Origin of the sequence: Methanobrevibacter gottschalkii DSM 11977 (assembly GCF_003814835.1) — an archaeon.
GTDB classification, from domain to species: domain Archaea; phylum Methanobacteriota; class Methanobacteria; order Methanobacteriales; family Methanobacteriaceae; genus Methanocatella; species Methanocatella gottschalkii.
In genome coordinates, this window is record NZ_RKRG01000001.1 from 491,244 (window position 1) to 517,848 (window position 26,605).

Below are 26,605 nucleotides of genomic sequence, written 5' to 3' on the forward strand. Positions count from 1 at the left end.
TTTAATGTCAAATGATAAACCGATTAATGCTATGTATGGTAGCAAAATGAAATTAGATTTAGATAAACTCAAAAATAATCGCAAAAAAGATGACGAAGGAAAAGTTATTGAAACAAAACATATCTTGGAAGGTTCTGAAGAACCAGTTGTTGAAGATGCTCCTGAAGAGGTAGTTGAAGAGACTGTCAAAAAGGAGGCTATGGAAGAAGCAGTTAAAGAAAAACCTTCCAAAAATGTTGATTCCAGTGTTGTAGATAGTTTAAAAGTTAAATTAGGCGAAAGAGAAAAAAAATTATCTAATCAATCTAGTGAACTTAATTATTTAACTAATAAATTAATTCCCAAACTTAAAAAGGAAAATGCTAATCTAAAAAGTCTTAAAATAGAATTAACCGATGCACTTGAAAAATCTACTAGAAAATACTTTGATCAGTTAGATATTAATGCAGATTTGAGTAATAAAATTGGAAAAATTGGTGCTGAAGGTGCTGTTAATAAAGTAAGGGCAGATAAATTTGAAGCTGAAATTAATTCTGTTAAAGAAGAATTGCAGGATAAAATAAACCAATATAAAGAAAAACTTGATTCAGTTAATATTGATGGGTTGAAAAAAGAAAACAATGAATTGTCATGCGAATTAAGGGATATAAAAACTGAATTGGATAAGACTAAAAAAGAAAACATGAAACTTTCTGAAGAAGTTAAATCATTAAGGGACGAGATAATCGAAATTGGTAACTACAAACAAGAAGTTGACAACCAAAATAAGAAAGAAATAGAAGAATATAAAGAAGAAATTTCATCAATTTCCACTAAACTCAGACTTAAGGAAAGTAGCTATGATAAATTGTTCAATGAATCTAGTAAAACTATCTCAAATTTAAGAAAACAAGTTGCGAAACTTGAAGAAGACTTGGAAAAAGAATCAAACAGGGGATTATTTAATAGATTCAAATAGATGATTAATTTTATTTAATCTATTTTTTTTTAAAATGACAAACGATAATTATTTTATGGATGAAGCTATTGTTGAAGCTCAAATATCTTTAAATGAAGGAGGACTTCCAATTGGAGCAGTCCTTGTAAAAGATAATGAGATAATATCCAGAGGCCATAATAGGTTAATTCAAAATAATTCTGTAGTTTTACATGCAGAAATGGATGTGCTTGAAAAAGCTGGTCGTTTAAACTATGAGGATTATATTAAATGCACTCTTTATACAACATTATCACCATGCCCAATGTGTTCTGGAGCTTTAATATTATATAATATACCAAGAGTTGTCATTGGAGAAAATACTACTCTTATGGGTGCTGAGAATTTACTTGAATCTAATGATGTTGAGGTTGTTATATTAAATAATTTAGAATGTAGGGAGTTATTTTTGAAATTCGTCAAAGATAATCCTGGAGTATGGGAAAAAGAACTTAAAAAAGTTGGAAATAATACTACGGTGAAATATGGAGATTATTGTAACAAATGAAATGGATGAAAGATTTATTGAAATATGTAACTCTTTTGAGTGCTTTTCAGACGAACCTCAGGTAGTTTTACTTTTAAATAATTTCGGTAAAATTGTTGGTTGTGCGAGTTTTAAAGTTTATGATGCAGATTCTGCGGAGATTACTACATTATTTTTAAATTCACATGATAATTGTGAAAAGATAGCTTATAAATTAATTAGACAGCTCGAAAAAATAGCAATCGATTATGAATTTAAAAGTATAGTTGTTAATTTTGATAGTTATGAAGATATTCTTATTGAAATCTTTGAAAAATTAGATTATAAATTCATTGATGAACTTTTAATGAAAAAAGAATTTAAAAGTTTAATTTAATTTGCTTATTTTAATTGGAAAAATAGATTTAAAAGATTAAGCTTCTTGTCTTAATCTTTTTACAACAAAATCTTTATCTAAACTCAATAGGAATGAAGCTGCTCTTGGACCTTGTTTTTGACCAAGAATCATTTTGTAAATAGCTTGGAATCCTTTTTGTGGTTTTAATTCTTGAGATTCTAAGATTTCATACATTGCATCATGCAATTGAGTTGCTTCTGCAAATTCATTGTTTTCCATTAAATCAGCTAAATCAGTTAAAAATTTAGTTTGTTCATCAGTTAATGGCAATTTTGGAATGTTTTTCTCTTGCACTTGGAATTTTACAAATTTAGGTGCATAAGTATCTAACCAGTAGATTACATTATCAACTCTTTCACGATATTGAGCTAATTCTGCTTCAGTCAAATCACCAAATTCTTTGTCTTTAAAACTTTTGGATAATTGTGAGTTTCTTTTTAAAATTCCATAAATTTTTTCTAAGTCATTTCCAGCAATTTGATATGCATTAACTAAGAATCTGAAAGATGGTCTGAATGGTAAAGGACTACCTTCGTTGATTTGTACAATTTCATATATTTCTTTGAATTTTTTACCTTCTTTTTCAGATGGTGCTTCCTCTTCATCATAGAATACTTTTTCAACAGTATCAAATTGGTCGATAAAGTCTAAAAAAGGCATTTTTGGTGAGAAATCCTTTGATTTCATTGGTTTGGATCTAAATAAGTAATAGTTAAGACTTTCTGCAGGTCCAATTTTTAACCATTCTTCAGGAGCAAAGAATACTCCATGAGATTTACTCATTGCTTCACCATCGAGTGTAATCCATTCGTATGGTACCGGATAAGGTGCAGGGTAATCAAAAATCTTTTCTGAAATTATGCTACTCACATCGTAGGATCCGCCACTAGCAGCATGGTCTTTTCCAAACGGCTCACATGTTGTTTTAAAGATTTTCCATCTTGCAGCCCATTCTACTCTCCAAGTAAGTTTACCGTTACCTGATTTAATATCCATCTCACCTTCATGGCCACATTCACATCTATATTTTATAATGTCACCATCAAAGTCATAAGCATAAGTTGTATTCACACGTCCACATTCATCACAAATTGGGTTGTATGGTAACCAATCATCTGCTAAAGGTTCTCTTCTGTATTCGTTGAAGATTTCTTTGATTTCATCAGTATGTTCAAGAGAAGTTCTAATGTAATCGTTGTAAACTCCATTTTTATACATTTCAAAACCAGATTTGGTCTCCATTTCAATTCCATAATCGTCCATTACTGAAAGTAATGGTTTTTCAAAATGTTCCACAAAGTTAGCGCAGCAACCATCAGGGCATGGAATAACTGAGTATGGCATACCTAAGTATTTATCATAGTCTTGGGGAAGAGGGAATGGAACTTTTCTTAATGGGTCATGGTCATCTGCAATCCAAATTGTTTTTGCTTTTTTTCCAAGTTTCCTTAATTTCTTTCCAATTGCATTAGCAATAAATATATCACAAGAGTTTCCAATGTGTATTGAGCCTGAAATAGAGGTTCCACTTGCAATAACATGTTCTTCTACATCTCTTTCTGCTAATTCTTTAGCTACATTTTCAATCCAATGTGTCATTTATATTCACCGTTTTTAATAAAAAAGTTATCATAAAATAAGTTATATTTGATTAATATCTGTTGTTATTTATATAAAAAGATTAAGTAAAAATAGTATATTTTCAAAGTTGGGATTAAAATTCTATGATAAAATGAGAAAAAAAAGAATGGGTAGATAGAAATCCATCTATTTAATTAAGTCAGAATCAGATTTATCTAACCATTCGTTTACAATTTTTACTGCACAGTAGTTACCACACATTGTACAGGTATCTTCTTCTTCAGGTGGTCTTTGATCCCTTTTTGCACGTGCAGCTTCAGGGAACATTGCACATGAGTATTGTGCTTCCCAATCAAGATTTTTACGAGCTTCAGCCATAGCTAAATCTTGTGATCCATCAATTTGACCAGTTGCTAAGTCACCAGCATAAGCTCCGATTTTAGTTGCAATTACTCCTTCTCTTACATCATCAGGGTTAGGCAGAGCAAGGTGTTCGGCAGGTGTTACATAACAAATGAAGTCTGCTCCGGCTTTTGCAGATGATGCAGCACCTATTGCAGAAACAATGTGGTCATAACCTGGTGCTACATCACACACAATAGGTCCTAGCATGTAAAAAGGAGCATTTGAACACATCTTCTTTTGAATCATAACGTTTGTTGGAATTTCATTAATAGGGATGTGTCCAGGGCCTTCAATCATACATTGTACTCCAGCTTCACGAGATCTATCAATTAATTCTCCTAAAATGATCAATTCTTGGATTTGTGCCCTGTCAGTTGAATCAGCTATAGATCCTGCTCTCATACCATTTGCAAGTGAAAGAACAACGTCGTGTTCTTTTGCAATTTCTAAAACATAATCAAAGTTGGAGTATAATGGATTTTCTTTTTCGTTTTCAACAATCCATCCGGACATAAATGACCCTCCACGGGATACAAGTCCAGTTACACGGCCTTGTCTTTTTAGTCTGGTTAAAGTTTCAATATTAATGCTACTGTGGATTGCCATGAAGTCAATACCGTCTTTAGCTTGTTTTTCAATAGCATTGAACAGGTCATCTTCAGTCATGTCAACTACTGAACCATGTTCTCTAATACTTTCAATGGATGCTTGGTAAACTGGTACGGAACCTACTGGTAACGGTGACATATCGAGAACCCTTCTTCTGATTTCATCTAAGTCTCCACCAATACTTAATTCCATTAAACAGTCTGCACCATGGTCAATTGCGATTTTTGCTTTTTGTACTTCTTCATCAAAGTTAACAATATCAGTTGAAGTTCCAACTGTTGCATTTACTTTAGTTCTAAGGCCTGCACCAATACCTGCAGCTTCAACATCTCTGTTTACATTTCCTGGTATTACAATTGTACCTTCAGCTACTGATTTTAAAATAAAATCTTCTGAAACATTTTCAATTTTTGCAACATGTTTCATTTCTTCGGTTAAAATTCCTTTTCTTGCATCACTAATTTGAGTCATTTTATCACACCATAGTCCAATAAGTTTTAAAACAGTCAAATTTATTTTAATTAAATTTCATTTCAATTTGATATTCTCTTATATTTATTTATTAATATTTAAAGTAATGGGTTTGTATTCAATTAAAATAATATTGATATATATCAATCTTTTTTGAAAAAATAGTGTTTTTAGTTTTTAAATTGGTAAATAAAGTATTATTGATAAAAATAAAGTGTATTTTAAAAAAAGTTAAAAAAAGAATAGATTCAGTAAAATCTATTCATTCTCTCAAATGAATCATCAAAAGTAGGCATATTTGTTTGACAACCTTGGTGCTCGACAATAAATGAGGATACAGTTGATGCAAATTTTGCAGATGCTTCTAACGATTCACCATTTAAAAATCTTGATAAAAATCCCGCTCTATAAGAATCTCCAGCTCCAGTTGGGTCAACAACTTCTGTTTCAATAGCATCAATTTTTATCTTATCTTCATTTGAATAAATTTCACTACCCTTAGCACCGCATGTTTTAACAATTATTTTTGGACCTAATGTCCTAAGACCATCCAAATCCACTTCGAGGGATTCTAAGATTCTTCCAATTTCATGATGGTTTCCAAAAAGAATAGTAGTGTTTTCAATAACATCCCTTAACTTTTTTATATCATACATTCCGAGATCCTGACCTGGATCGAATGAAACAAGTAACTCTTCATTTTTAGCTTCTTCAGAACATCTCCAATTAAAATTAGGATCTCCTGTTGCTAAATGCACTGCTTCAGTATTTTTAATTGCAGATGCGGGTACTTTGCTTTCTGCAAATTCACGAGCAGCACCCCAATAGAAATAACTAATTTGATCTTCATTATCATCAGTTAATACAAATGCAGTAGGTGTTGATTCACCCGGAACAATAATCAAAGAATCCGTGTCAATATCTAAATTCTGCATATGCTCATAATATTCCGTTTTTTTAAAATCTCCACCAACTGCTGAAACTAAAGAAGTTTTTAATCCTAATTTAGCTCCAACACAAGCAACATTTGCTGCAGCTCCGCCATTAAATGTTTTCATATTTGTTATTGGAGCAGAAAAATTTGCTTTTGGAAATTCAGGCACTCTAATAATGTAGTCATGAGCAGAGTGACCAATAGCTAGTAAATCTCTGTTTTTTGCCATAATATCGCCTTTAAATCTTTTAATCTAATATTGTGTTTTATCATTATTTAATGTTTTGAAAATTCAAATTGATGATAAATCACAAAAAAATGTGTTCATATGAGTGTAAATGATAATATGTTATATAATAATAATTTTATTTTCCTAAGAGCATTTGATAAGTATTTTTACATTGGTGTAAAACCTTGTTTTTCAATGCTTTCTTGGGCTTCATTAGTTAAATATTTAATAAATTCATCAACCTTTGCTTTATCTTCATTAACTTTAATCAAGCTAATTACATGTTGGGTATTAAATTTTAAAAGTTCGTTTCCTTTAAAGTAACTTGCATTTAAAAATGTATGTAAATTTTTTGAGTTTCTAACTTTTTTATATGCATCAAATTGCGAACTTACATTTTCTTTAATATTAACATGTATGTCATAATGTTTTAAACTGTTCCATGCCAACCTTTGGGCAGATCCAGACACACTTACAAAATCAAGGTTCTCTAAATCTGAAATACTTTCAATTTTTTCAGAGTCTGGACTTGAAATAAGAACCAGGTAATCATAGGCTATTGGATAAAAGTTTATATCTCTTTCAAATGCTATTAATGGATCATCTAATGTTAAAATATCAACTACGCCTCTTTTTGCAAGTTCAAAAGCATCTTCATCGTTACTACTGTAAATATTAGTTTTAAATGGTAATTCTATACTTTCTAAAAGACCAGTACTTATATGGCCTCCAACGATGTTGATGGTGGGTGTTTTTTCAATTTGGATTGCGTATTTTTTAAATTCTTCTAACAAGTCCAATCCTTCTTTTGTAAGTTCAGTACCATTTCCAAGTTTTTCCGTAAGTTTAAATCCTAATTTTTTTTCTGCTCTAAGTATTCTTCTATTAAATACTGTATGGGAAATATTTAGTTCTTTTGCAGATTTTCTTTGGGACTTTGTTTTTGTTAGTGAATCAAGACTTTCATATAGTTTATATCCATAAACTTCACCCTCTATCTCTAAACTTATCAACCCTTTACTTTCAAATTCCATCAATTATAAATAAAATTTTAATCATAATTAATAATATCGATTTTGGGATTAGATAAAATGGAAATTATGAAAACTTCTATTAAAGCTATATTGGACAATATTAAAAACGCTGAAGATTTTTTAGATGAAAAAGCAATTGATGAATTTGAAAATATAATCATTGGTTCTAAAAATATATTTGTTACTGGTGCTGGAAGATCTGGACTCGCTGCTAAAGCTTTTGCAATGAGATTAATGCATTTAGGTTTAAGTGCTTATGTTGTGGGGGAAACTATTTCTCCGGCTATTTATGAAGATGACTGTATTATTGCAATTTCTGGTTCTGGTGAGACAAATACAATTGTTTCAGCTGTAAAAATTGCTAAAAATAGAGGTTCGAAAGTTTTAGCTTTAACATCTTATCCTGAATCTAGTTTAGGACAACTAGCGGATGCTTATATTCTGGTTAAAGGAAGAACTAAAAAAGAAGTTGATGATGAAAATTATATGAAACGTCAAATTCATGGGAATTACACTTCTTTAACACCTTTAGGCACTGCATTTGAATTAACTACTTTAGTATTTTTAGATGCTATTGTTTCTGAGTTAATGGAGAAAATGCAACAAACTGAAAGTGATTTAAAAGCAAGACATACAGTTTTAGAGTAATTTAATCAAAAATTACTCTATTTTGATTGTTATATATGTTGCAGCGTTGGCCTCTTAGGAACCCAACAAGAGTTATATTCCCTTTTTTTGCTATATTATATCCTGAATTGGCTGGCGCTGCATTTGATGCTAAAATTGGCACGCCGGCTCTGCTCATCTTAATTACCATATCTGCTGGCATTCTACCACTGTAAATTACGTAGGACTGGTTTAAGTTAAAACCATTTAATAATCCATATCCAATTACTTTATCAACTGCAACATGTCGACTTACATCTTCTTTTACGACAAATTGTCCATTATGTACAATTCCTGCTACATGTGTTCCCCCAGTAGCTTGCCATATTTCTGCATTATTTTTTAATTCCTCGATTCTATCAAGTAATTCTTTAACATTAACTTGCAGATCAGATTCAACAGGATTCACTTCTTTAATTTTACTTCTCCAGCCACCTGCTGAATCAGAGCATAATACAGTTTCATTTGTTTTAAGTAATGTATCATCAATTTCTGCATTGATTTGAACACCATCAATTTCAATTTTTTTAATATCCTCTAGTGATTTAACCATATTCTCATTAAATAAGTATCCAACAGCAAATTCTTTAAGTGAGTCTTCAATTGCAGATAAACTACGTGAAATTTCTCCATTTATTGTTAAAGTAATAGTTTCATCTTTTACAACATTTTCTTTTACTTCTTCATGTTGGTTATTTTTATATTTTATGGCATTTACCTTTTCGATTTTCATTTTTACTCCTCATTTTAAAGATATGTCAATTGTTATATTTAAGTTTATGATTATTATATAATATTATATAATATAAATATCTTAAAATCTTAACGAGGTGAAAAATATGAATATAGATGATTATGATGAACAATTACAAAGAGCAGTTGAGTTTCATGGGGAACTTTGTGGAGGTATAGCTATTGGAACTAAACTTGGGATGTATGGTCTCGAGTTATTGGGTATGGAACTAAATCAAAGACATAAAAATCTAATAGTAATTTTAGAAAGTGAAAGATGCACATCTGATGGGATTCAATCTGTAACTAAGTGCAGTATTGGTAAAAAATCTTTAAAACTAGTTTATTATGGAAAATTTGCAGCTACTTTTTATAATATGGATACTGGTGAGGCATACAGAGTTTCAGATGCTGATGCAAATAAAAAAAATAAATCTAATGAAACAAAAGATGAATTAGTTGAAAGATTTAGAATAACTCCTCCTGAAGAATTATTCAATGTTGAAAGAGTTCATGTTAAACCTTTCAAAGGGGCTCAAAAACCGGGGGGTAATCATAAAACTCGTTGGTGTAGTGTATGTGGTGAAAAGGTCACTGATGATTATCATAAACTTAGAGCAGGCAAACCAATTTGTGAATCTTGTGCAAATGGATCATATTATGAAATCATTGAATAATTATATTCTTATTTTTTTAGAAAATGTAAAATTATAATTCCAATTTCAATAATATTAATATTATTCTTGTTTTAATGATTGTTATTTTTAATTTTTATCGATTATATCTTTGTATTCAAAAAATGAAGAATGGTTTAATACAAATTTAGAAAAAAAAGAGTTTTAACACGATGTTACTAAAATTCATCATGATTTATCATTAACATTATTTTGATAACTCTTTATATTTAAATATTTCTTTTATTTTCTAATGACAAATCCTTTATATATTAAACCAGTAATATAAGAACCATAATACTTTGAAACATCTTATATGTGGAATTCATTAAGTATTATAAAAATTAATTTATAAAGGGAATAAAGAGGTTGATAAAATGAGTTCATTTAAAAGTCCAGTTGATACTGCAAAAGCAATATCTAAAACAGCTGGAGCAAAAAACTCTGCAAATATTGTTAATGTAATATTGCTCTCATTCTTAGCAGGAGCTTATATTGCATTCGGTGGTTTATTAGCAATTGTATCTAGCGCAGGTATGATTAAAGCTGGTGCTCCACTTGGTTTAGAAAAATTCGTATTTGGTGCAGTGTTCCCTGTAGGTTTAATTATTGTTGTTCTTGCAGGATCTGAATTATTCACTGGAAATGTTATGTTTATGGTTATGGGTGTTTTAGATGGATCCGCTTCTATTGGCGGACTCGCTAAAAACTGGGTACTCAGTTGGGTTTTCAACTTTGTTGGTGCTTTATTCGTTGCATATGTTATAGCATTCATGGGCGGTTTATGTCCTACTGACGCATCCGTACCTGCATATGCTATTACTGCTAAAGCTATTGCAGTAGCAGAAGGTAAAGTAACTATGCCTTTCACTGTAGCTTTAATTAAAGCTATTGGTTGTAACTGGTTAGTATGTTTGGCTGTATGGTTAGCTAATGTATCTGACGATGCTATTGGTAAGATTGTTGGTATTTGGTTCCCAATTATGGCTTTCGTTACCCTTGGATTTGAGCACAGTGTAGCAAACATGTGTTTCATCCCATTAGGTATGTTCTTAGGAGCTAAAGGTGTAACCTGGACTACTATTATTGTAAACAATTTAATCCCAGTTACTATTGGTAACATTATTGGTGGAGGACTCTTCGTAGCTTGTATTTATTGGTACACTTTCCTTAAAGAATAAGCTCGTTATGAACTTTAAAGAAGCTTATGTTACTTAAGCTTCTTTTTTTTTAAATAATATTAAGATATATATTTTGGAGATTATTAAAATGGTTGAAATTAAATATGTTCCAACAATCTGTCCATACTGTGGTACTGGTTGTGGACTCAATTTCGTTGTAAAAGACGGAAAAATTGTTGGTGTAGAACCTTTAAAAAGAAGCCCTGTAAACGAGGGTAAAGTATGTCCAAAAGGAAACTTTGGATACCAATTTATTAATAGGGAAGACAGATTAACTACTCCTTTAATAAAAGAAAACGGTGAATTTAGAGAAGCATCTTGGGATGAAGCATTAGATTTAGTTGCTAACAAACTCAAGGAAGTATCTGATGAAGATCCTAATAAAGTAGGATTCTATGCATGTGCTCGTTCACCTAATGAAAACATTTACATTACTCAAAAATTAGCTAGGGTGGCTTGTGGTACTCAAAATGTAGACCACTGTGCACGTATATGTCACGGACCTACTGTAGCAGGTTTAGCAAATACTTTCGGATCAGGGGCTATGACCAATGGTTTCGACAGTATTAAGGAAGCTGATTACATTTTCTGTATTGGATCCAACAACATGGAAGCTCACCCATTATTCGGACGTAAAATGATCCAAGCTAAAGAAAATGGTGCTAAATTAGTAGTATTGGATCCAAGATTCACTCCTACTGCTAAAATTGCAGATGAATATGTACAATTTGAAACTGGTACTGACGTAGCTTTAATGAATGCTATGATTAAAGTCATCATCGACAAAGACTTGCAAGATGATGAGTTTATTGCAAACAGAACCAAAGGTTACGAAGAAATGAAAGAAACTGTCCAAAAATACACATTAGACAAAGTTTCTGAAATTACCGGTATTAAACCTGAAACTATTGAACACTTGGCTGTTGAATATGCATCTGCTGATAAAGCAGCTATTGTATACTCATTAGGTATTACCGAACACTCCCACGGTGCAGATAACGTAATGTCCACTGCAAACCTTGCAATGTTAACTGGTAACATTGGTAGACAAGGTACTGGTGTAAACCCATTAAGAGGACAAAACAACGTACAAGGTGCTTGTGATATGGGTGCATTACCTTCTGATTACGTAGGATACAGAAAAGTTAAAGACCCAGAAACCACTGCATGGTTCAACGACTACTACAGTGGAGATGGTTATGAAGTAAACTTACCAACTACTCCTGGATTAACTTTAGTTGAAATGATGAACGCAGCTCATGCTGGTGACTTAAAAGTATTATATATCCATGGGGAAGATCCAGTTCTCTCCGATGCAGATGTAAAACACACTAAAGAAGCACTTGAAAACTTAGAAATGTTAGTTGTTCAAGAATGTTTCTTAACTGATACTGCACAATGTGCTGATGTTGTTTTGCCTGCAGCAGGTTGGGGTGAACAAGAAGGTACTTTCACTAGTGGTGAAAGAAGAGTACAATGTTTACACAAAGCTCAAGAACCTCCTGAAGGCGCATGGTTAGATTGGAAAATCATGGAAGAAATTGCAGTCAGAATGGGAGTACCTAGATCTTTATTCCACTACGAAACTTCTGAAGATATTTTCAACGAAATCAGGGAATGCGCTCCTATCATGGCAGGTATGAACCGTGAAAGATTAGACACTCCTGAAGCACTTCACTGGCCTTGTCCTTCTGAAGATGACCCATGTCAACCATTAATGCACAAAGAAAAATTTGCACACCCTGATGGTTTAGGAGTTTTCCAAGCATTAGAACACAAAGGACCTGTTGAAACTACTGATGAGGAATATCCATTAGTCTTAACTACTACTAGGGTATTGTTCCACTATCACGCTGCAATGACCAGAAGATGTGAAACATTAAATAATGAAGTAAAAACTGGATTCATCGAAATCAACACTAAAGATGCTGAAGAAAGAGGAATTATTAATGGTGAAGTTGTAAGAGCTTACTCTAGAAGAGGAGAAATCGCAATTCCTGCACGTGTAACTGATGATATCAGAGAAGGTATTGTAAACATCCCAATGCACTTTGTAGAATGTGCTGCAAACGTATTAACTAACTCCGATTCTTTCGACCCTAAATCTAAAATGGTCGAATTAAAAGCTTGTGCTATTAACGTAGAAAAACTCCCTGAAAAAGTAGTCATGAGAGGAGAAGTCTACAAAGATGGTACTGATACTGAAATTAAAGCTGAAAACATGGCTACTACCACCATTAAAGTAGGTAAATAAATAAGGAGTAGATTTAAATGAGCGCAAAAATTAACGATATGTACTACGCATACTCTGCTATTGAAGATATCAAAGAAAAAGGAGAGTACGGTGGAGTAGTAACTACTATCATGAAATACTTATTAGAAGAAGGTATCGTTGACGGTGTTGTTGGTGTAACCGAAGGTCATGATATGTATGATGGTGTACCTATTCTCGTAACTGACCCTGCAGATGTAATTAAAACTGCTGGTTCCGTACACTGCGGTACTTTAAACATTGCTAAATTTGTATCAAAATACTTAGATGGTGCAAGAGACATGAAACTTGCTGTTGCATGTAAACCTTGTGATGCAATGACCATCAGAGAATTAATGAAAAAAGGTAAAATCATCGAAGATAATGTAATCATGATTGGGGTAAACTGTGGAGGTACTTTCTCACCTGTTCCTACCATGAACATGATTAGAGATGTATACGAATTAGATCCTAAAGATGTTATCAAAGAAGAAATTTCCAAAGGAAAACTCATTATGGAAACTGCTGATGGTGAAAAAGGAATTGCTATTGGTGAGTTAGAAGAACAAGGTTTAGGTAGAAGAGAAAACTGTCAAAGATGTAATCTCAAAATTCCTTCCAATGCTGATATGGCTTTAGGTAACTGGGGTGTTATTGGTGATTTAGCTGGAAAAGCAACTTTCATTGAAGTATTCACTGAAAAAGGTGCAGATGCTTTAGGTAAAGTTATCGATGCTGGTTTAATTGCTACTGAAGAACCTCTTGAAAAAGGAATCAAAATCAGAGAAAATATTAACAACTTCATGCTCAAAGAGTCCTTGGAGAAAAAAGATGTTGACTATGCAGGTACTACTGGAGATATTATTGATGTATTCCACATGTATGAAGATGAATTCTCTAAATGTATGAAATGTTACGGTTGTCGTGAAGCATGTCCTTTATGTTACTGTGATGACTGCTGTCTCGAAACTGAAGGTCCTGAATGGGTACCTGGTGGATACACTCCTGCAGCTCCTTTCTTCCATTTGACTCGTTTAGTGCACATGGTTGACGCATGTACTAACTGTGGACAATGTTCAGAAGTATGTCCATGTGAAATACCTGTAGCTAAAGTATGGAGTATTGTAAACAATAAAGTAAGAGATATCTACGGATACATTCCTGGTATGGGTAGTGATGATCCACTTCCATTCACTGACCATGTATCCAAAGCTAAATGGATTTAAGGGGGGGTTCCCTCTTATCCATTTTTATTTTTTACTCATAAATAATAACACTGTTATATCTTCTTTTTAAAAAATAAACAAGAGTTTTAATCCTCTTTGTTAAATGGTTCTCGGTTATTAATTCCATTGATAAATAGTTCTTCAAGTTCTTCTTCACTTTTACCATTTCTAATATGTGAAATTAATTCCACTAAATTATCATTTCTAAGTAAACAAGGTTTTATCTTTCCATCTGGTGTTATTCTTAATCTGGAACAACTTGCACAGAATTTAGCATTATCAACTGGTCTAACTATTTCAATTTCACCCTCACCAATGTAATATTTCTTACGCCCTTGCATAAATTTACGTTCATGTACTTTATCAGCCATATCAGTTAATTTCTTTTCAAGGGAGTCTAATGAATAGTGATGTTCAGCACTGAATTTATCATCTTCACAATTTTCACTTTCAATTAATTCGATCAATTGAAGGATAATTCCATGTTCTTTACAGAATTCAAACATATCTTTTATTTCATGGACATTCACATCTTTCATTATAACCATGTTTATTTTAACAGGGTATAATCCAACTTCAACAGCTTTTAAGATACCTGATTTAGCTTCATTTAGATAATCCATGTTAGTTACATATTTGTATGTATCTCTGTTTAATGTATCTAAACTAACATTAACTCTATCTAACCCCGCATCTTTTAAGCCTTTAGCATATTTTTCAAGTAGTACTCCATTTGTAGTCAAGGAAATATCATTAAAATCAAGACTTGCTATTTTTTCAACAATTTCCACTATGTCTTTTCTAACCAATGGATCTCCACCAGAAAGTCTCATTCTTTTAACACCAATTTTCCTAGCTATTTTGCTTATTTTATATAATTCATCTGGTGTCATTTCATCTTTTGATGAAACCATTCCATCGTGATGACAGTATATGCAGTTTTCGTTGCATCTATTTGTTATTGTGATTCTTAGTGAAAGGATAGGTCTTTCATATTTATCTTTAACTACGTTTTTTAACATGTTATCTTTCTTCCACTTTGATTCTTAATTCTGCAATTTCCTCATTAATCCTTAAGGAATTTACAATTGCAAAAATTGTTTCTTTTAGTATCTTCTGTGTAAATCTGTTAATTTCAACATTATGGTTGTTTACTTTAAGGTTAATTGTAGCTTTTTTTAATTCATTGTTTTTGATATTTGAAATAGCTATGTCAATCATTTTAGCATTGTCTTCAGTTTTAATGGAATTAATCATTCCTTTAATGGAGTTTGCAACAAGATTTTTTGCGAAGTTGTTGATTTTTAAATTGTTGCCATTGATCAAAACAGTACATTCAGCGTTAATTGGAGTTTTATCTACTTCATTTGGGATTATTAATTCAATGTTAGATATCTTTTCAATATTATAATCATCTAAATTTAATGTATTTATTACACCAAGCACATTTTGCTTTAAAAAATCACTAACAAATCTATTCAGTCCAACTACTTTATTATCAATTGAAAGATAACTGTGTACATTATCTAGTTCATCAACAGTTAAGTTTCCTTCACGAATTTCAGATGCAATATTTTCTCCATTGTTATATCCGCAATTATTTGCAAATAATGTATCTACAATATCATGGGATCTTTCTTCGATAATATCAACTAATTCTTTTAAACCTTTATCATCAATAGTAAAGGAATTTATCTCTTTAATTGTATATTCATCGACTACATCAGGGGATGTTGCAATTTTTGGGTAATTATATTTTTTAAATCCTTCAATGACAACGAAGTCGACGGGGTCCATATGTTTTATTAAAAATAGCAATCTATTTAAATCCATTTCTTTTCTTGCATTGAAAAATGTTGTTGAACCAATTCCAACGACAACATTGGATCCTGCTTGTTTATGTTTCCATGTATCGGTATTTTCTTTATCCATTTCCATAGAGTGATGAGAATGTTTGATTGATGCTACATTGTAGCCTCTTTTTGTAAGTTCTTCAATAATTTTTACTGTTAGTGAAGTTTTTCCAGTATTTTTTCTTCCAACTATAGATACTATTTTCATAATATTCTCCCCTTATTATATTAGTGATTGGTACTAATTAAGAATTTCTAAATGAATTATGTGTAGTTACTACACTTCATGCATTGTCCAATAAATTTTACTTTATTTTGCTAATTTTATAATACTTTTTGCTTATATTCTTATTACTAATTTCTTCTTATTTTTATATTTTTCATTGTGTTTTGGCATTATATTTATGTTATCCAATTATTTAAGATATTTTAGTTTCTATTTAATCCAATATATAATATGTGCTCTTTATTTTATTATTTTTTTATTAATATTCCTTTTTTTAAAAAAAATTGTGTAGTTATCCCACAGTTATATATAATAGTTGTGTCTTCAATCTAGTAGGTAAATATATTTATATAAGTAAACATATGTGTAATCATTACACATGGTGGTTCAAATGCCAAAACATATTGCGTCTGGTTTAAAATATTTGGCTGCAGTCAAATTAAAAATGGCGGGTAAAAGTCATCAAGAAATTGCTGACGAGTTAGGTGTTGATAGATCTACTATCTCTCATTATTTGAATGGTAGAAACTTGTCTTGGAACTCTATTGATGTTGCAAGGACAATCATCGACTTATGTCCCAAAGATTTTTTGACAATGACTGAAGCAATATTTAACAATCCAGAACAGAGTCGTAAAATTGTGAATATTTGCAGAGAAAGAAATTTTGAAGCAAAAGTTGAAGATTCTTGTATTGGTTGCGGCTTGTGTGTAAATGCATGTACAATGAAAGCTATTAAATTAGAATCATTAAAAGCACATGCAGACTCCATGCAATGTTGTGGTTGTCAGCTTTGTGAAGATGAATGCCCAACTAATTCGATAAAAATTTTGGAGATTTAATATGATTAGAAATTTAAAAGAGGTTAAAGACAATAACTTTGACATCACAAGGTCAGCAGACGAAGTTAGAAACTTGTCTTTCAATGACCATGTCTGTTTAGGTTGTGGGATTTGTGAATCTACTTGTCCTGTTGAAGCGATTACATTAAATGCAGTTGCTATTGATGCTCGTAACAGACTTTCAAACGACATCTATTTCAGTGGGCACGAAAAGATTGCTCAAAACTTCCGTGAAGATTTTGATGTTCAAAGAATAAGCATTGACGAAAGTAAATGTGTATTATGTGGTATGTGCAGTGGATTATGTCCTGTTGATGCATTGGTATTAACTATTGATGATGTGCCAATTAGAGAAATTGAAGCATATCCTCATTATAATGCTTTCTCAGAAATTGATGATGATGAATGTATCTACTGTAAAAGATGTGAAATTGCATGTCCTCGTGATGCAATCGTTATCGAAAGAGTTTTACCAGACCGTGCTGATTTAGTAACTGGTGAAATCAATGTCGATGATGATGAATGTATTTACTGCGGCATATGTGAAGAATTATGTCCTGCAGAAGCAATTGTTGTTGATCATGAAACTGGTAAAGAATCTATTGTTATTGACAAAGATAAATGTGTATACTGTCTTGTATGTAAAAAATCTTGTCCTACTAATGCGATTAACGCAATTTGTAGATTATGTAACTATGGAGAATATGATTTAGATTCTTCAAAATCAGTTGTTAAAGGTAACTCCATCATTGACCCAGACCTTTGTGTCTACTGTGGATGGTGTGAAGGTGTATGTCCTACCGATGCTGCAAAAGTTAAAAAACCGTTTAAAGGTAGTATTGAAGTTGATGATGAAAAATGTCAAGCTTGTGGTGCTTGTGTAGATATTTGTCAATGTAACGCTTTAGCATTCCCTGTATCTACTGGTCCGGGTTCCAGAATGGCACATGTTGTTGCTAATGATGATTACTGTGTACGTTGTAAAGCATGTGCAAAAGCATGTCCTAACGGCGCTATTACTGTAAAAAGAACTGAAGTTGACCACACTCCTATTAACTCTGCTACTTGGAAAGAAGCTTTAGATGCTATTAAAGACTAGGTGATTGGATGGAACTAAAAGTTAATCAAGATAATTGTTTAGGATGCGGTATTTGTGTAATCGCATGTCCTGTTAATGCAGCTATCAGTCCTGAAAATGCTGGTGGTAACGGTGCAAAGACTGAAGAAGTCATTATGATGGTTGAAAATGGATTTATCAAACTCTTCAGTCCTGAAAAATGTGAATTGTGTGGAACATGTCAAATGTTTTGCCCAGTAAATGCTATATGGTTAGAATAAGGGGGATTATATAATGTATTATGCTAATACTTATTTAGAAAAACCTGTAGTGCCTGATGTAAAAATTACTGGTGAAGGAAATACAGAAGTTCTCAAATGTATGTTAAACACTGGATCTGACATATACCAAGGTGCTTGTAAAAAAAGAGGATCTACATTAAAACAAGAATACAAAAATGTTTCTGGTACTTGTTACATGGATCCTAGGGATATGGCAAAATTGGGTGTAAACAATTGGGATACTGTTCTTGTTAAAACAGATTTCGGTGAAGTTGTTGTGAACTGTGCAGTATCAAGGGATGCACCTCATGAAGGTACTGTATTCATTTGTAAAGGTCCTTGGGCTAACACTATTGTAAGTCACGACACTTACTGTTGTTCCGACCCTACTTACAAAGGTATTAAATGTACTGTAGAAAAAACTGATAGAAAAGTATTACTCATGGCTGATTTAATGAGATGGGTATACAAAAAATACGTTGATGAAGAAGATGACGATGTTGTTGAAAACATGGAATCTTTAGGTGAATTACCTGTTTATCATGGACGTAAATGGGAGGAGTTGATTGATCATGACTTATGAACCACCTGTAACTGATTATGACCACATTGTTGAAAATTGTACTTGTGCATTTTGTGGTTGTAACTGTGATGATTTAGATTACTTAGTAAAAGATAATCATGTTGTTGCTGTAAGACACGCATGCAGATTAGGAGCAAGTAAAATCATGGAAGATATGGATCAAAGATTACTTGTTCCAATGATTAGGGATGAAAATGGAGAACTCACTGAAGTTGATTGGGATACTGCATTAGATAAAGCTGCAGAGTATATTGCTAATTCTATCAGACCTGTATTCTATGGTTGGTCTGAAACTTCAACTGAATGTATGAAAGAAGGTGTAGCATTAGGTGAATACATCGGTGCTGTATTAGATAACCAAGCTACTATCTGTCACGGTCCTTCTCTCCAAGCTGTACAAAACGCAGGTTATCCTATTCAAACCTTAGGGGAAGTTCAAAATAGGGCTGACATGATTGTTTACTCTGGAAGTAACGCTATGAATTCTCACCCTAGACATTTAGCAAGATATGCTGCTTTCTGTCGTGGATACTTCAGACAAAGGGGAAGATTTGACAGAACTGTTGTAACTATGGATCCTAAATTCTCAGATACTGCAAAATGTTCTGATAAATGGATTGGATTTGAACAAAATGGGGATTATGGTTTTTATAATGCTATTAGAGCTGTACTTAGAGGAAAAGAATTATACCAGGATGTAATTTCTGGAATTCCAAAAGAAGATATTTATGAATTGGCAGAAGAAATGAAACAAGCTGAATTTGGTGTTCTCTTCTTCGGTTTAGGTTTAACCCACACTTTATCAAAACAAAGAAACATTGATATTGCTATTAAAATGGTACAGGACTTAAACAAATACAGTAAATGGGGACTTACTCCTATGAGAGGTCACTTCAACGTAAACGGATTCAACATTTTCATGGCATTTGAATGTGGATTTGCTTTCGGTGTTGACTACTGTAGAGGTTACCCAAGATATATGTTAGGTGAAACCAACACTATCGATTTATTAGTCAGAAAAGAACCTGACTGTTTCATGGTTATTGCAGCGGATCCTGGTGCTCACTTCCCTAATGGAGCAAACCAACACTTAGCTGATATTCCTGTTATTCAAATCGATATTCACTGGGGTCCTTCCACTGAACTCGCTGATGTAGTATTGCCTGGTTCATTCATCGCTGTAGAATGTGATGGTACCAGTTATCGTATGGATGGGGTTCCTATATACATGAAAAAAGCAATCGACAAACCTGAAACTTGTCGTGACGATGAATGGATCGTCCGTGAATTGAAAGAAAGAGTAATGAAACTCAGAGAAGAGCCTAATGTAGCTCCAAAATATGTGCCAAATCCAAACGCACTCTAAGGTGATATAATGGAATATATTCTTAAAAATGGTATTGTCTACGACCCAGCTAATGAAATTAACGGTGAGAAAAAGGACGTCATGTTTAAAGATGGTATTATTGTAGATGACGTATCCTCAGATGCTAAAGTCTTAGACGTTACCGATAAAATAGTCATGCCGGCAGGTATTGACCCTCACGCACACATTGCAGGTCCTAAACTTGTAGTTGGAAGATTATACAGACCTGAAGATTCCAGAAGAGGTGTTACTCAAAAAACCAAAGTATTAAGATCCGAATCTGGTTTCTCCATCCCAAGTTGTCCTGCAACTGGTTACAGATACTCAAGATTAGGTTACGGTACTGTTGTTGAAGCAGCTATGCCTCCTCTTGAAGCAAAACACACTCACGAAGAAATTGCAACTATTCCTCAATTAGATATTCCAGCTTTACCATTATTCGGTAACAACTGGTTTGTAATGGAATATGCAAAAGATAACAATATTGAAGATATCGCAGCATTTGTAGCTGCATGGTTAAAAATCTCCAAAGGTTACGGAATTAAAATCGTAAATCCATGTGGAAGTGAAGCATGGGGTTGGGGTATGAACGTACATGGTGTAAATGATAAAGCACCTTACTTTGACGTAACTTCCAAAGAAGTTGTTGTTGCTTTAGCAAAAGCTAACGAAATGTTAAACTTACCTCACTCTATTCACATTCACCCTAATGACTTAGGACACCCTGGTAATGTACCAACTACTCTTGAAACTATGGATGCAGTTAAAAACATTAAAAAAGGTTCTAAAGCTGCTGAAATCAGAGATCAAGTTATGCACCTTTGTCACTTACAATTCCATGCATATACTGGTAACAGTTGGAAAGATGCTGCATCTGGTGCAGAAGAACTTACTAAGTACATTAACAAACATGATCATGTTACTTGTGATGTAGGTCAAATTACTTTCGATGAAACTACTACTATGACTGCAGATGCTCCTATGGAGTACGATTTATTCAAATTATCTGGTTTAAAATGGACTAACAAAGATATTGAATGTGAAACTGCAGCAGGTATTATTCCATGTATTTACTCACCTAAAAACCCTGTTAACACTTTACAATGGGCTATTGGTCTTGAATTGTTCTTACAAATTGAGGATCCATGGAAAGTATGTTTAACTACTGACCACCCTAACGCAGGTCCGTTCACCAGATATCCTAGAATCATCTCTTGGTTAATGAGTAACCAAAGAAGAATGGAAATGATTGAAAACAGAGAAGTTCACAAATGGGCAGAAAAAAGAACTACTCTTGCAACTCTCGACAGAGAATACGATTTCTATGATATTGCTACTATTACAAGATCTGCTCCTGCTAAAATCTACGGATTTACAGATAGAGGTGCACTTACCCCTGGCTACAGAGCAGACATTGCTGTATATGATATTAATCCTAATGAGATTGACCCATCCAGACAAGCTGCTGACATCGAAAAAGGTTTCAACATAGCTGATTACACTATTAAAGATGGTCAAATCTTAGTAAAAGATAAAGAAATTGTAAAAGTTAAAGAAAGTCAAAACATGTGGGTTAACGTAAAAGGATGGGAACAAAACGAGCAAAAAGTTATTGATAACATAATGCCGTTCTTTACCCAATATTACTCAGTCAAATGGGAAAACTACCCAGTACATGACCATTACGTATCCAACCCAATTAGAATAGATGTTGATGGTAAATAGGGGTGTTTAATTTGAAAACAATAACATTTGATCAAATAAAAACTTCTTCAATCGCTTTAGAATTCGATGAAGTAATTCCTGATGAAATTTTTTCATGGACTGAAGCTGATTTTGCAAAATATCAAGTTCCTATTGGAAATTCTAGATTCCCAATTACTGACTTCTTCGACATTACTGTTGAAGGGGATGCTGCTGGACCTGATGAAGTTAAAATGATTCTCAACGGTGATTTAAACAGAGTAAAATACATTGGTTGTAAAATGAGTGGTGGAGACATCGTCTGTAACAGTAGTGTAGATTTACATGTGGGTGCAGAAATGTCTGGCGGATCCATTCTTGTTAAAGGTAATGCGGCTGCTCATGCTGGAAGAGAAATGTCTGGAGGATACCTTGAAATCGAAGGTAATACTAAAGAATTCACTGGTGCTTCTTACATTGGTGAATGGAGAGGTATGACTGGAGGACAAATTGTTGTTGGCGGCAATGCTGGTAAACAATGTGGTGAATGTTTAACTGGTGGAAGAATTCACGTTAAAGGTAATTGTGATATCTTAGCCGGTATTCACATGACTAAAGGTATTATTGAAATTGACGGTGACGTAAACCGTTGGCCTGGCGGACAAATGAAAAACGGTAACATCATTATTCACGGATTCCTTGGAAGATTACTTGAAGGTTTTGTTCTTGATGGTGTTGTGGAAAATCCTGAAATCGAAGGTACTACTTTCGAAGGTAAATATATTAAATATACTGGAGATATTGGTCTTAATGGTAAAGGTAACCTTTACTTAGGTGCTGAAGCTAACAAAGAAAAATTGGCATCTTATGGTGAAATTGACGACGAATATACTTCAATTAGAGAATATAGGAATTTATAATTCCTCTCTATTTTTTCTTTTTTTTTTAAACAAATATGGGTAGGTAGAATGATAGAAGAAATTGAAATGACTTTTGATGAAGTATTAAGTTATGTTAAAACTAAAGTGGATGTTGGTGATGTTTTAGAAATTTCTTATAATCGTATTTTTGCTCCTGGTGAAGTTTTAGGATTCACAGAAGAAGATGATATGACAGGAGAAGGTTTTAGAGTAGGTCTTCAATTAAATGGTGAAATTTTAAATCAATCTATTGAAATTGATTTTAATGAAATTGAAGATGATTTAATTGAAATGCGTCATATTACTGACGAAAAAGAACTTATTATAGAAATTTTGTAATTTCTCTTTTTTTATATTTATTTTTTCATTATATTTTCTATGAAAAATTATTTGTTCGTTATAATACAAACAACTTTATATATGATAACTTTTATATTATATTTTATAAGGGATGATTATCATGAAAGAATTAAAATTAACAACAAAAGAAGCTGTAAATTACTTAAAGGAAAATGTTGACATTCATGATAGGATTGAAATTTCATATAATAGAATTTTCGCTGAAGGTGAAATATTAAATATGGACTTTTCTGAATATTTTGGGAAACCAGGTTTTAAAATGTTAATTTCTCTTGATGAAAGTCATTTAGGAGCTACTGTTGAAATAGATGTTTATGAAGTTGAAGATGATATTATTGAATTTAATCATTATCCTAAAGATGGTGAAGAGGTAGATGTAACTGTAATTTAGTTATAATCTATCCATTTTTTCAAAAGGTAATAGTTTTTCAATTGCTTTAACTTCAACATCAATTCCTTTTTCTTTTATTGCACCAATAGTATTTAAACCACTGCCTGTAACAATACCAAAATTATAATTGTCTGCTTTTGCATTGTATGTTACTTCTCTTGGCTTTCCAATTTTATATATTGAAAATCCAATATTGTTTAAAATCTCTAAAAGTTGGACACTATGCTCACGAGATATATATGGTATCTCTTTAAAACTAGCTAAAATTTTGTTAGATCCATTATTCCTAGTTATTGATGTCATATTTTTAGCTAAAAATATTTTATGAGGATCTTCTGTGGATCCGTTGTATGAAATTAGGTCAATAAATAATGGTGGTTCGGTCAGTTCAAGTAAACCGCCATATTTTGGGTTACTCATGACGCCATTGTCTATTAAAATTCCATCAATACTTAAACTACAGATTGTTGCAATGCCTATTTTTGAATCATTAGTTGGATGGTTAATTAATTTATAATAAGGATTAATATATTTTGGATTATCATTGTATGTTTCTTCCATTACAGATAATGATTTGTCTATTTTATCTTTATCAATAAAAGAAACATTGGATATGATATCTCCTTTTCGTTTTTCAATGTCAAAATTGACTTGTTGTATCAAATTCCATGTTTTTGAAAGTAAAAATGATATTTTTTGTTGAGGAGTAGGTTTTATATCTTTTAAAACGGGTTTAATCTTTGAGGTTATTGGAGACAAGGTTTTAAAATCTTTAATTTCCTCTGCTATTTTTATTTCAATATCCTGATTCTGTTCTTGAACTGCACAAAATGGTGTGATTCCACCAACTATTGATATTCCAACCATTCCTTCAGGTACAGAAAGTCCTAAAATATCTTTTTCTTCTTCAGAAATAGCTATTACACCACCAATTCCTATTTTATCTAATTTATTAATGATATTTATAGCTTTTTCTCGTCCGATTCCAGGTATTAATCTGAAATTTGCAGGTATAATTCCTTCACCATTTTCAACTACATCCATGATTGATGTGCATCCTTTTGCTGAAAATGCTTCAAGTGGGGGAACAGATGTTTTTTTGTAGGATATTAATTCAGTAAATTTGACAGGTTCAGAATCTTCAATTTTTAGTAGTCCTCCATATTTTGGTTGTGAAGGAATTCCCTCATTAAGCAGCACTCCATCAATTGTTGTTCCACATAATGTTGTTACTTCCATTTCACCATTATTGCCAATACGATTTAAATTAACATAAGGGCTAACAGAAAGGTCACTTTGGATAATATTTTTAATTATATCAACTGATTCTTCATTATAGATGGTGGAGGTATTGACAACAACTTTTCCTTCTTGTGTCATATAGTTGAAGTCAGTTAAATATATCATTTCTTCAAATTTTGAATAAATGAAGTCAACTTGATCATAAATCAATCCTTTTTCTAATTTTTCAAGACCAAGTTTTGTAATTTTTCTTCCAGAATTTCCAATTCTTTCAGTAAAACCTTTTTCATCTAATATCTGCATATGATATCTGACTGCACGTTCGCCAAGATTAAATCCTTTGTTTTTCAGTTCATCAGCAATTAATTTGGAACCAGTAGGTTTTTCCTGTTCACTCAGTATCCTTAAAATTTCAATCATTCGATGTTCCGATTCTGACATAAAAAAGCCTCTCAGTCAATATCCATTTAAAAAATTAAAAAACAATATTTTGATCAGATATCTAAATATTTTTTCTGTTCGTATCCAAATACTTGAACACGGTATTCATCCCATTCTTTGTATTTAAGTTCTAAGAATTTTTCACTTACATGAGAGCCTAACGCATTAAGAATTAATGGATCTTCTTCAAGTGAGTGGTATGCTTCCCATAAACTTGTTGGCAAGACTTTAATTCCTCTTTCAATTCTTTCTTCTTCACTCATGCTATAAATATCAAGTTCTACAGGTTCACCCGGGTCAATCTTATTGACAATACCATCAATACCCGCTTCAAGCATAACAGTAAATGCTAGGTATGGGTTACATGCAGGATCAGGGGATCTATATTCAATACGGGTTGCTTTTCCACGTGCTGCCGGAACTCTAATTAATGCAGATCTGTTTCTAAGACCATATGCTCTGTAAACCGGCGCTTCATAACCCGGAACTAAACGTTTATATGAATTTACTATAGGGTTGGTAATAGCAGTAACTGCTGGGGCATGTTTTAATAATCCTCCCATGAAGTAAAGAGCATCTTTTGAAAGTCCATTTTCAGAATCAGGGTCTGAAAATAGGTTTTTATCTCCTTTAAATACGGATTGATGACAGTGCATTCCACTGCCACTTACACCGAAAAACGGTTTTGGCATAAATGTTACTCTATAATCTAATTGATCGAAAGTCGCCATGTTGTCTACAATAGCTTTAATTGCTTGTTTAAATGTAATTACTGCGTCTGCAGTTTTAAGCGCATCTTTAAATTTAAATGCAATTTCATTTTGGCCGGGAGCTACTTCATGGTGGGATGCTTCAACTTCAAAGTCTAGATCTTCTAAGTTTAATGTTAATTCTCTTCTGAAGTCAGGTCCTTTATCGAGAGGTTCAACATCAAAGTATCCTGCATTGTCATAAGGCATAGGATATCCATTTTCATCAATGTCTACAATAAAGAATTCTGGTTCAGGACCAATATTGTATTTTAATCCCATTTTTGCAATATGGGATAATGATTTTTTAAGTACTCCTCTTGGATCTCCTGCAAATGGTTTTTTCTCAGGAGTCCATACATCACAGATAAATCTGCATGTTGCAGATTCCTCCGGTCTCCATGAAAGTCTTGAATATGTGTTAATATCTGGTTTTAAAACTAAATCACTGTCATTGATGCCAACAAATCCTGCAATTGATGAACCATCAAATAACATACCTTCGTTGAACAGTTCACTCATGTCATCTTCAGGATTGAATGGTATTACAATGTTTTTTACAGTACCATTAATATCAACAAATTGTAAACGGATAAATTTAATATTGTCCTCTTTCATTATTTCGGTTATTCTTTCGATTTTTTCTTCTGGGATATCGCTCATTAAATCAAGCTCCATAATAAATTAATCATGATTAATTTAACATAGTCGGAAAATATTTTCCATTGCATGTTATATCTTAATCTATTAGTATATAAA

At 32.5% G+C, this 26,605-nt stretch carries 26 protein-coding genes; 17 read left to right on the forward strand and 9 right to left on the reverse strand.

The genetic code is table 11. From position 1 onward, the window contains the following. The first annotated feature begins 4 nt into the window (after positions 1-4). The 3 genes from EDC42_RS02490 to EDC42_RS02500 are packed head-to-tail and all read left to right on the forward strand — an operon-like array spanning position 5 to position 1,839. On the forward strand, positions 5-958 hold the full coding sequence (locus EDC42_RS02490) for a coiled-coil domain-containing protein (RefSeq protein ID WP_233144892.1): 954 nt from the start codon (positions 5-7) through the stop codon (positions 956-958). 34 nt (positions 959-992) lie between these two features. After that, entirely contained in the window at positions 993-1,484 is a 492-nt protein-coding gene (locus EDC42_RS02495; RefSeq protein ID WP_069574958.1) for a nucleoside deaminase, read from the forward strand. Continuing rightward, on the forward strand, positions 1,462-1,839 hold the full coding sequence (locus tag EDC42_RS02500) for a GNAT family N-acetyltransferase (RefSeq protein ID WP_069574959.1): 378 nt from the start codon (positions 1,462-1,464) through the stop codon (positions 1,837-1,839). Before EDC42_RS02495 ends, EDC42_RS02500 begins: the two co-directional genes overlap by 23 nt. 36 nt (positions 1,840-1,875) lie before the next feature. On the opposite strand, the gene lysS is transcribed toward EDC42_RS02500, so the two are convergent. From lysS to EDC42_RS02520, 4 genes are all read right to left on the reverse strand, one after another. Continuing rightward, the gene (lysS, locus tag EDC42_RS02505; protein WP_069574960.1) at positions 1,876-3,459 is read right to left on the reverse strand and encodes a lysine--tRNA ligase; all 1,584 of its coding nucleotides are present in this window, start codon (positions 3,457-3,459) and stop codon (positions 1,876-1,878) included. 168 nt (positions 3,460-3,627) lie between these two features. Beyond that, complete coding sequence (gene thiC, locus EDC42_RS02510; protein WP_069574961.1) at positions 3,628-4,926, reverse strand: phosphomethylpyrimidine synthase; 1,299 nt, start codon at positions 4,924-4,926, stop codon at positions 3,628-3,630. A 248-nt stretch (positions 4,927-5,174) separates the two neighbouring features. Next, positions 5,175-6,089 (reverse strand): carbohydrate kinase family protein, encoded by a 915-nt coding sequence (locus EDC42_RS02515; RefSeq protein WP_069574962.1) that lies wholly within the window; start codon positions 6,087-6,089, stop codon positions 5,175-5,177. 167 nt (positions 6,090-6,256) lie between these two features. Then, positions 6,257-7,123, reverse strand: a complete 867-nt coding sequence (locus tag EDC42_RS02520; RefSeq protein ID WP_069574963.1) for a LysR family transcriptional regulator — start codon at positions 7,121-7,123, stop codon at positions 6,257-6,259. Between the two features lie 57 nt (positions 7,124-7,180). On the opposite strand from EDC42_RS02520, the gene hxlB reads away from it, so the two are divergent. After that, positions 7,181-7,771 (forward strand): 6-phospho-3-hexuloisomerase, encoded by a 591-nt coding sequence (gene hxlB, locus EDC42_RS02525; protein WP_069574964.1) that lies wholly within the window; start codon positions 7,181-7,183, stop codon positions 7,769-7,771. A 1-nt stretch (position 7,772) separates the two neighbouring features. Here hxlB and fdhD read toward each other — a convergent pair whose 3' ends face one another. After that, entirely contained in the window at positions 7,773-8,522 is a 750-nt protein-coding gene (fdhD, locus tag EDC42_RS02530) for a formate dehydrogenase accessory sulfurtransferase FdhD (RefSeq protein ID WP_069574965.1), read from the reverse strand. A 106-nt stretch (positions 8,523-8,628) separates the two neighbouring features. On the opposite strand from fdhD, the gene EDC42_RS02535 reads away from it, so the two are divergent. From EDC42_RS02535 to EDC42_RS02550, 4 genes are all read left to right on the forward strand, one after another. Next, on the forward strand, positions 8,629-9,198 hold the full coding sequence (locus EDC42_RS02535) for an FmdE family protein (RefSeq protein ID WP_069574966.1): 570 nt from the start codon (positions 8,629-8,631) through the stop codon (positions 9,196-9,198). Between the two features lie 374 nt (positions 9,199-9,572). Further along, the gene (locus EDC42_RS02540) at positions 9,573-10,376 is read left to right on the forward strand and encodes a formate/nitrite transporter family protein (protein WP_123833374.1); all 804 of its coding nucleotides are present in this window, start codon (positions 9,573-9,575) and stop codon (positions 10,374-10,376) included. Positions 10,377-10,464: 88 nt separating this feature from the next. After that, positions 10,465-12,630, forward strand: a complete 2,166-nt coding sequence (fdhF, locus tag EDC42_RS02545; protein ID WP_083234870.1) for a formate dehydrogenase subunit alpha — start codon at positions 10,465-10,467, stop codon at positions 12,628-12,630. Between the two features lie 17 nt (positions 12,631-12,647). After that, a complete protein-coding gene (locus EDC42_RS02550) occupies positions 12,648-13,853 on the forward strand; it encodes a Coenzyme F420 hydrogenase/dehydrogenase, beta subunit C-terminal domain (protein ID WP_069574968.1) in 1,206 nt (401 codons plus the stop codon). Between the two features lie 86 nt (positions 13,854-13,939). Here the strand turns inward: EDC42_RS02550 and moaA are convergent, their stop codons facing one another. Beyond that, positions 13,940-14,875, reverse strand: coding sequence for a GTP 3',8-cyclase MoaA (gene moaA, locus EDC42_RS02555; protein ID WP_069574969.1), 936 nt, complete (start codon positions 14,873-14,875; stop codon positions 13,940-13,942). A 1-nt stretch (position 14,876) separates the two neighbouring features. Next, the gene (mobB, locus tag EDC42_RS02560) at positions 14,877-15,914 is read right to left on the reverse strand and encodes a molybdopterin-guanine dinucleotide biosynthesis protein B (RefSeq protein WP_069574970.1); all 1,038 of its coding nucleotides are present in this window, start codon (positions 15,912-15,914) and stop codon (positions 14,877-14,879) included. Positions 15,915-16,311: 397 nt separating this feature from the next. Between mobB and EDC42_RS02565 the strand changes: the two genes are divergently transcribed. From EDC42_RS02565 to EDC42_RS02605, 9 genes are all read left to right on the forward strand, one after another. Further along, positions 16,312-16,773, forward strand: coding sequence for a 4Fe-4S binding protein (locus EDC42_RS02565; RefSeq protein ID WP_083234871.1), 462 nt, complete (start codon positions 16,312-16,314; stop codon positions 16,771-16,773). A gap of 1 nt (position 16,774) precedes the next feature. Further along, the gene (fwdF, locus tag EDC42_RS02570; protein ID WP_069574972.1) at positions 16,775-17,872 is read left to right on the forward strand and encodes a tungsten-dependent formylmethanofuran dehydrogenase subunit FwdF; all 1,098 of its coding nucleotides are present in this window, start codon (positions 16,775-16,777) and stop codon (positions 17,870-17,872) included. 8 nt (positions 17,873-17,880) lie between these two features. Further along, complete coding sequence (locus tag EDC42_RS02575) at positions 17,881-18,111, forward strand: 4Fe-4S dicluster domain-containing protein (protein ID WP_069574973.1); 231 nt, start codon at positions 17,881-17,883, stop codon at positions 18,109-18,111. A gap of 13 nt (positions 18,112-18,124) precedes the next feature. Further along, a complete protein-coding gene (locus tag EDC42_RS02580; protein WP_069574974.1) occupies positions 18,125-18,694 on the forward strand; it encodes a molybdopterin dinucleotide binding domain-containing protein in 570 nt (189 codons plus the stop codon). Beyond that, entirely contained in the window at positions 18,684-20,060 is a 1,377-nt protein-coding gene (locus EDC42_RS02585; RefSeq protein ID WP_069574975.1) for a formylmethanofuran dehydrogenase subunit B, read from the forward strand. The genes EDC42_RS02580 and EDC42_RS02585 overlap by 11 nt, the downstream gene beginning before the upstream one ends. Positions 20,061-20,066: 6 nt before the next feature. Beyond that, entirely contained in the window at positions 20,067-21,785 is a 1,719-nt protein-coding gene (locus EDC42_RS02590) for a formylmethanofuran dehydrogenase subunit A (protein WP_083234872.1), read from the forward strand. A 2-nt stretch (positions 21,786-21,787) separates the two neighbouring features. Beyond that, positions 21,788-22,663 (forward strand): formylmethanofuran dehydrogenase subunit C, encoded by an 876-nt coding sequence (locus EDC42_RS02595; RefSeq protein WP_069574977.1) that lies wholly within the window; start codon positions 21,788-21,790, stop codon positions 22,661-22,663. A gap of 48 nt (positions 22,664-22,711) precedes the next feature. Next, positions 22,712-23,002, forward strand: coding sequence for a DUF2097 domain-containing protein (locus EDC42_RS02600; protein ID WP_069574978.1), 291 nt, complete (start codon positions 22,712-22,714; stop codon positions 23,000-23,002). A 121-nt stretch (positions 23,003-23,123) separates the two neighbouring features. Further along, positions 23,124-23,414 carry a DUF2097 family protein gene (locus tag EDC42_RS02605; protein WP_069574979.1) on the forward strand — a complete coding sequence of 97 codons (291 nt, stop codon included), beginning with the start codon at positions 23,124-23,126 and terminating at the stop codon, positions 23,412-23,414. On the opposite strand, the gene EDC42_RS02610 is transcribed toward EDC42_RS02605, so the two are convergent. Both EDC42_RS02610 and glnA read right to left on the reverse strand, forming a co-directional pair. Then, a complete protein-coding gene (locus EDC42_RS02610; RefSeq protein ID WP_069574980.1) occupies positions 23,415-25,097 on the reverse strand; it encodes a DUF128 domain-containing protein in 1,683 nt (560 codons plus the stop codon). Positions 25,098-25,150: 53 nt separating this feature from the next. Further along, positions 25,151-26,524, reverse strand: coding sequence for a type I glutamate--ammonia ligase (glnA, locus tag EDC42_RS02615; RefSeq protein ID WP_083234873.1), 1,374 nt, complete (start codon positions 26,522-26,524; stop codon positions 25,151-25,153). Positions 26,525-26,605 lie beyond the last annotated feature (81 nt).

Excerpts from the sequence above, each read along its gene's own strand:
- EDC42_RS02490 (WP_233144892.1), top strand. The coding sequence starts at position 5 with ATGTCAAATGATAAACCGATTAATGCTATGTATGGTAGCAAAATGAAA.
- EDC42_RS02495 (WP_069574958.1), top strand. The coding sequence starts at position 993 with ATGACAAACGATAATTATTTTATGGATGAAGCTATTGTTGAAGCTCAA.
- EDC42_RS02500 (WP_069574959.1), top strand. The coding sequence starts at position 1,462 with ATGGAGATTATTGTAACAAATGAAATGGATGAAAGATTTATTGAAATA.
- lysS (WP_069574960.1), bottom strand. The coding sequence starts at position 3,459 with ATGACACATTGGATTGAAAATGTAGCTAAAGAATTAGCAGAAAGAGAT.
- thiC (WP_069574961.1), bottom strand. The coding sequence starts at position 4,926 with ATGACTCAAATTAGTGATGCAAGAAAAGGAATTTTAACCGAAGAAATG.
- EDC42_RS02515 (WP_069574962.1), bottom strand. The coding sequence starts at position 6,089 with ATGGCAAAAAACAGAGATTTACTAGCTATTGGTCACTCTGCTCATGAC.
- EDC42_RS02520 (WP_069574963.1), bottom strand. The coding sequence starts at position 7,123 with ATGGAATTTGAAAGTAAAGGGTTGATAAGTTTAGAGATAGAGGGTGAA.
- hxlB (WP_069574964.1), top strand. The coding sequence starts at position 7,181 with ATGGAAATTATGAAAACTTCTATTAAAGCTATATTGGACAATATTAAA.
- fdhD (WP_069574965.1), bottom strand. The coding sequence starts at position 8,522 with ATGAAAATCGAAAAGGTAAATGCCATAAAATATAAAAATAACCAACAT.
- EDC42_RS02535 (WP_069574966.1), top strand. The coding sequence starts at position 8,629 with ATGAATATAGATGATTATGATGAACAATTACAAAGAGCAGTTGAGTTT.
- EDC42_RS02540 (WP_123833374.1), top strand. The coding sequence starts at position 9,573 with ATGAGTTCATTTAAAAGTCCAGTTGATACTGCAAAAGCAATATCTAAA.
- fdhF (WP_083234870.1), top strand. The coding sequence starts at position 10,465 with ATGGTTGAAATTAAATATGTTCCAACAATCTGTCCATACTGTGGTACT.
- EDC42_RS02550 (WP_069574968.1), top strand. The coding sequence starts at position 12,648 with ATGAGCGCAAAAATTAACGATATGTACTACGCATACTCTGCTATTGAA.
- moaA (WP_069574969.1), bottom strand. The coding sequence starts at position 14,875 with ATGTTAAAAAACGTAGTTAAAGATAAATATGAAAGACCTATCCTTTCA.
- mobB (WP_069574970.1), bottom strand. The coding sequence starts at position 15,914 with ATGAAAATAGTATCTATAGTTGGAAGAAAAAATACTGGAAAAACTTCA.
- EDC42_RS02565 (WP_083234871.1), top strand. The coding sequence starts at position 16,312 with ATGGTGGTTCAAATGCCAAAACATATTGCGTCTGGTTTAAAATATTTG.
- fwdF (WP_069574972.1), top strand. The coding sequence starts at position 16,775 with ATGATTAGAAATTTAAAAGAGGTTAAAGACAATAACTTTGACATCACA.
- EDC42_RS02575 (WP_069574973.1), top strand. The coding sequence starts at position 17,881 with ATGGAACTAAAAGTTAATCAAGATAATTGTTTAGGATGCGGTATTTGT.
- EDC42_RS02580 (WP_069574974.1), top strand. The coding sequence starts at position 18,125 with ATGTATTATGCTAATACTTATTTAGAAAAACCTGTAGTGCCTGATGTA.
- EDC42_RS02585 (WP_069574975.1), top strand. The coding sequence starts at position 18,684 with ATGACTTATGAACCACCTGTAACTGATTATGACCACATTGTTGAAAAT.
- EDC42_RS02600 (WP_069574978.1), top strand. The coding sequence starts at position 22,712 with ATGATAGAAGAAATTGAAATGACTTTTGATGAAGTATTAAGTTATGTT.
- EDC42_RS02605 (WP_069574979.1), top strand. The coding sequence starts at position 23,124 with ATGAAAGAATTAAAATTAACAACAAAAGAAGCTGTAAATTACTTAAAG.
- EDC42_RS02610 (WP_069574980.1), bottom strand. The coding sequence starts at position 25,097 with ATGTCAGAATCGGAACATCGAATGATTGAAATTTTAAGGATACTGAGT.
- glnA (WP_083234873.1), bottom strand. The coding sequence starts at position 26,524 with ATGGAGCTTGATTTAATGAGCGATATCCCAGAAGAAAAAATCGAAAGA.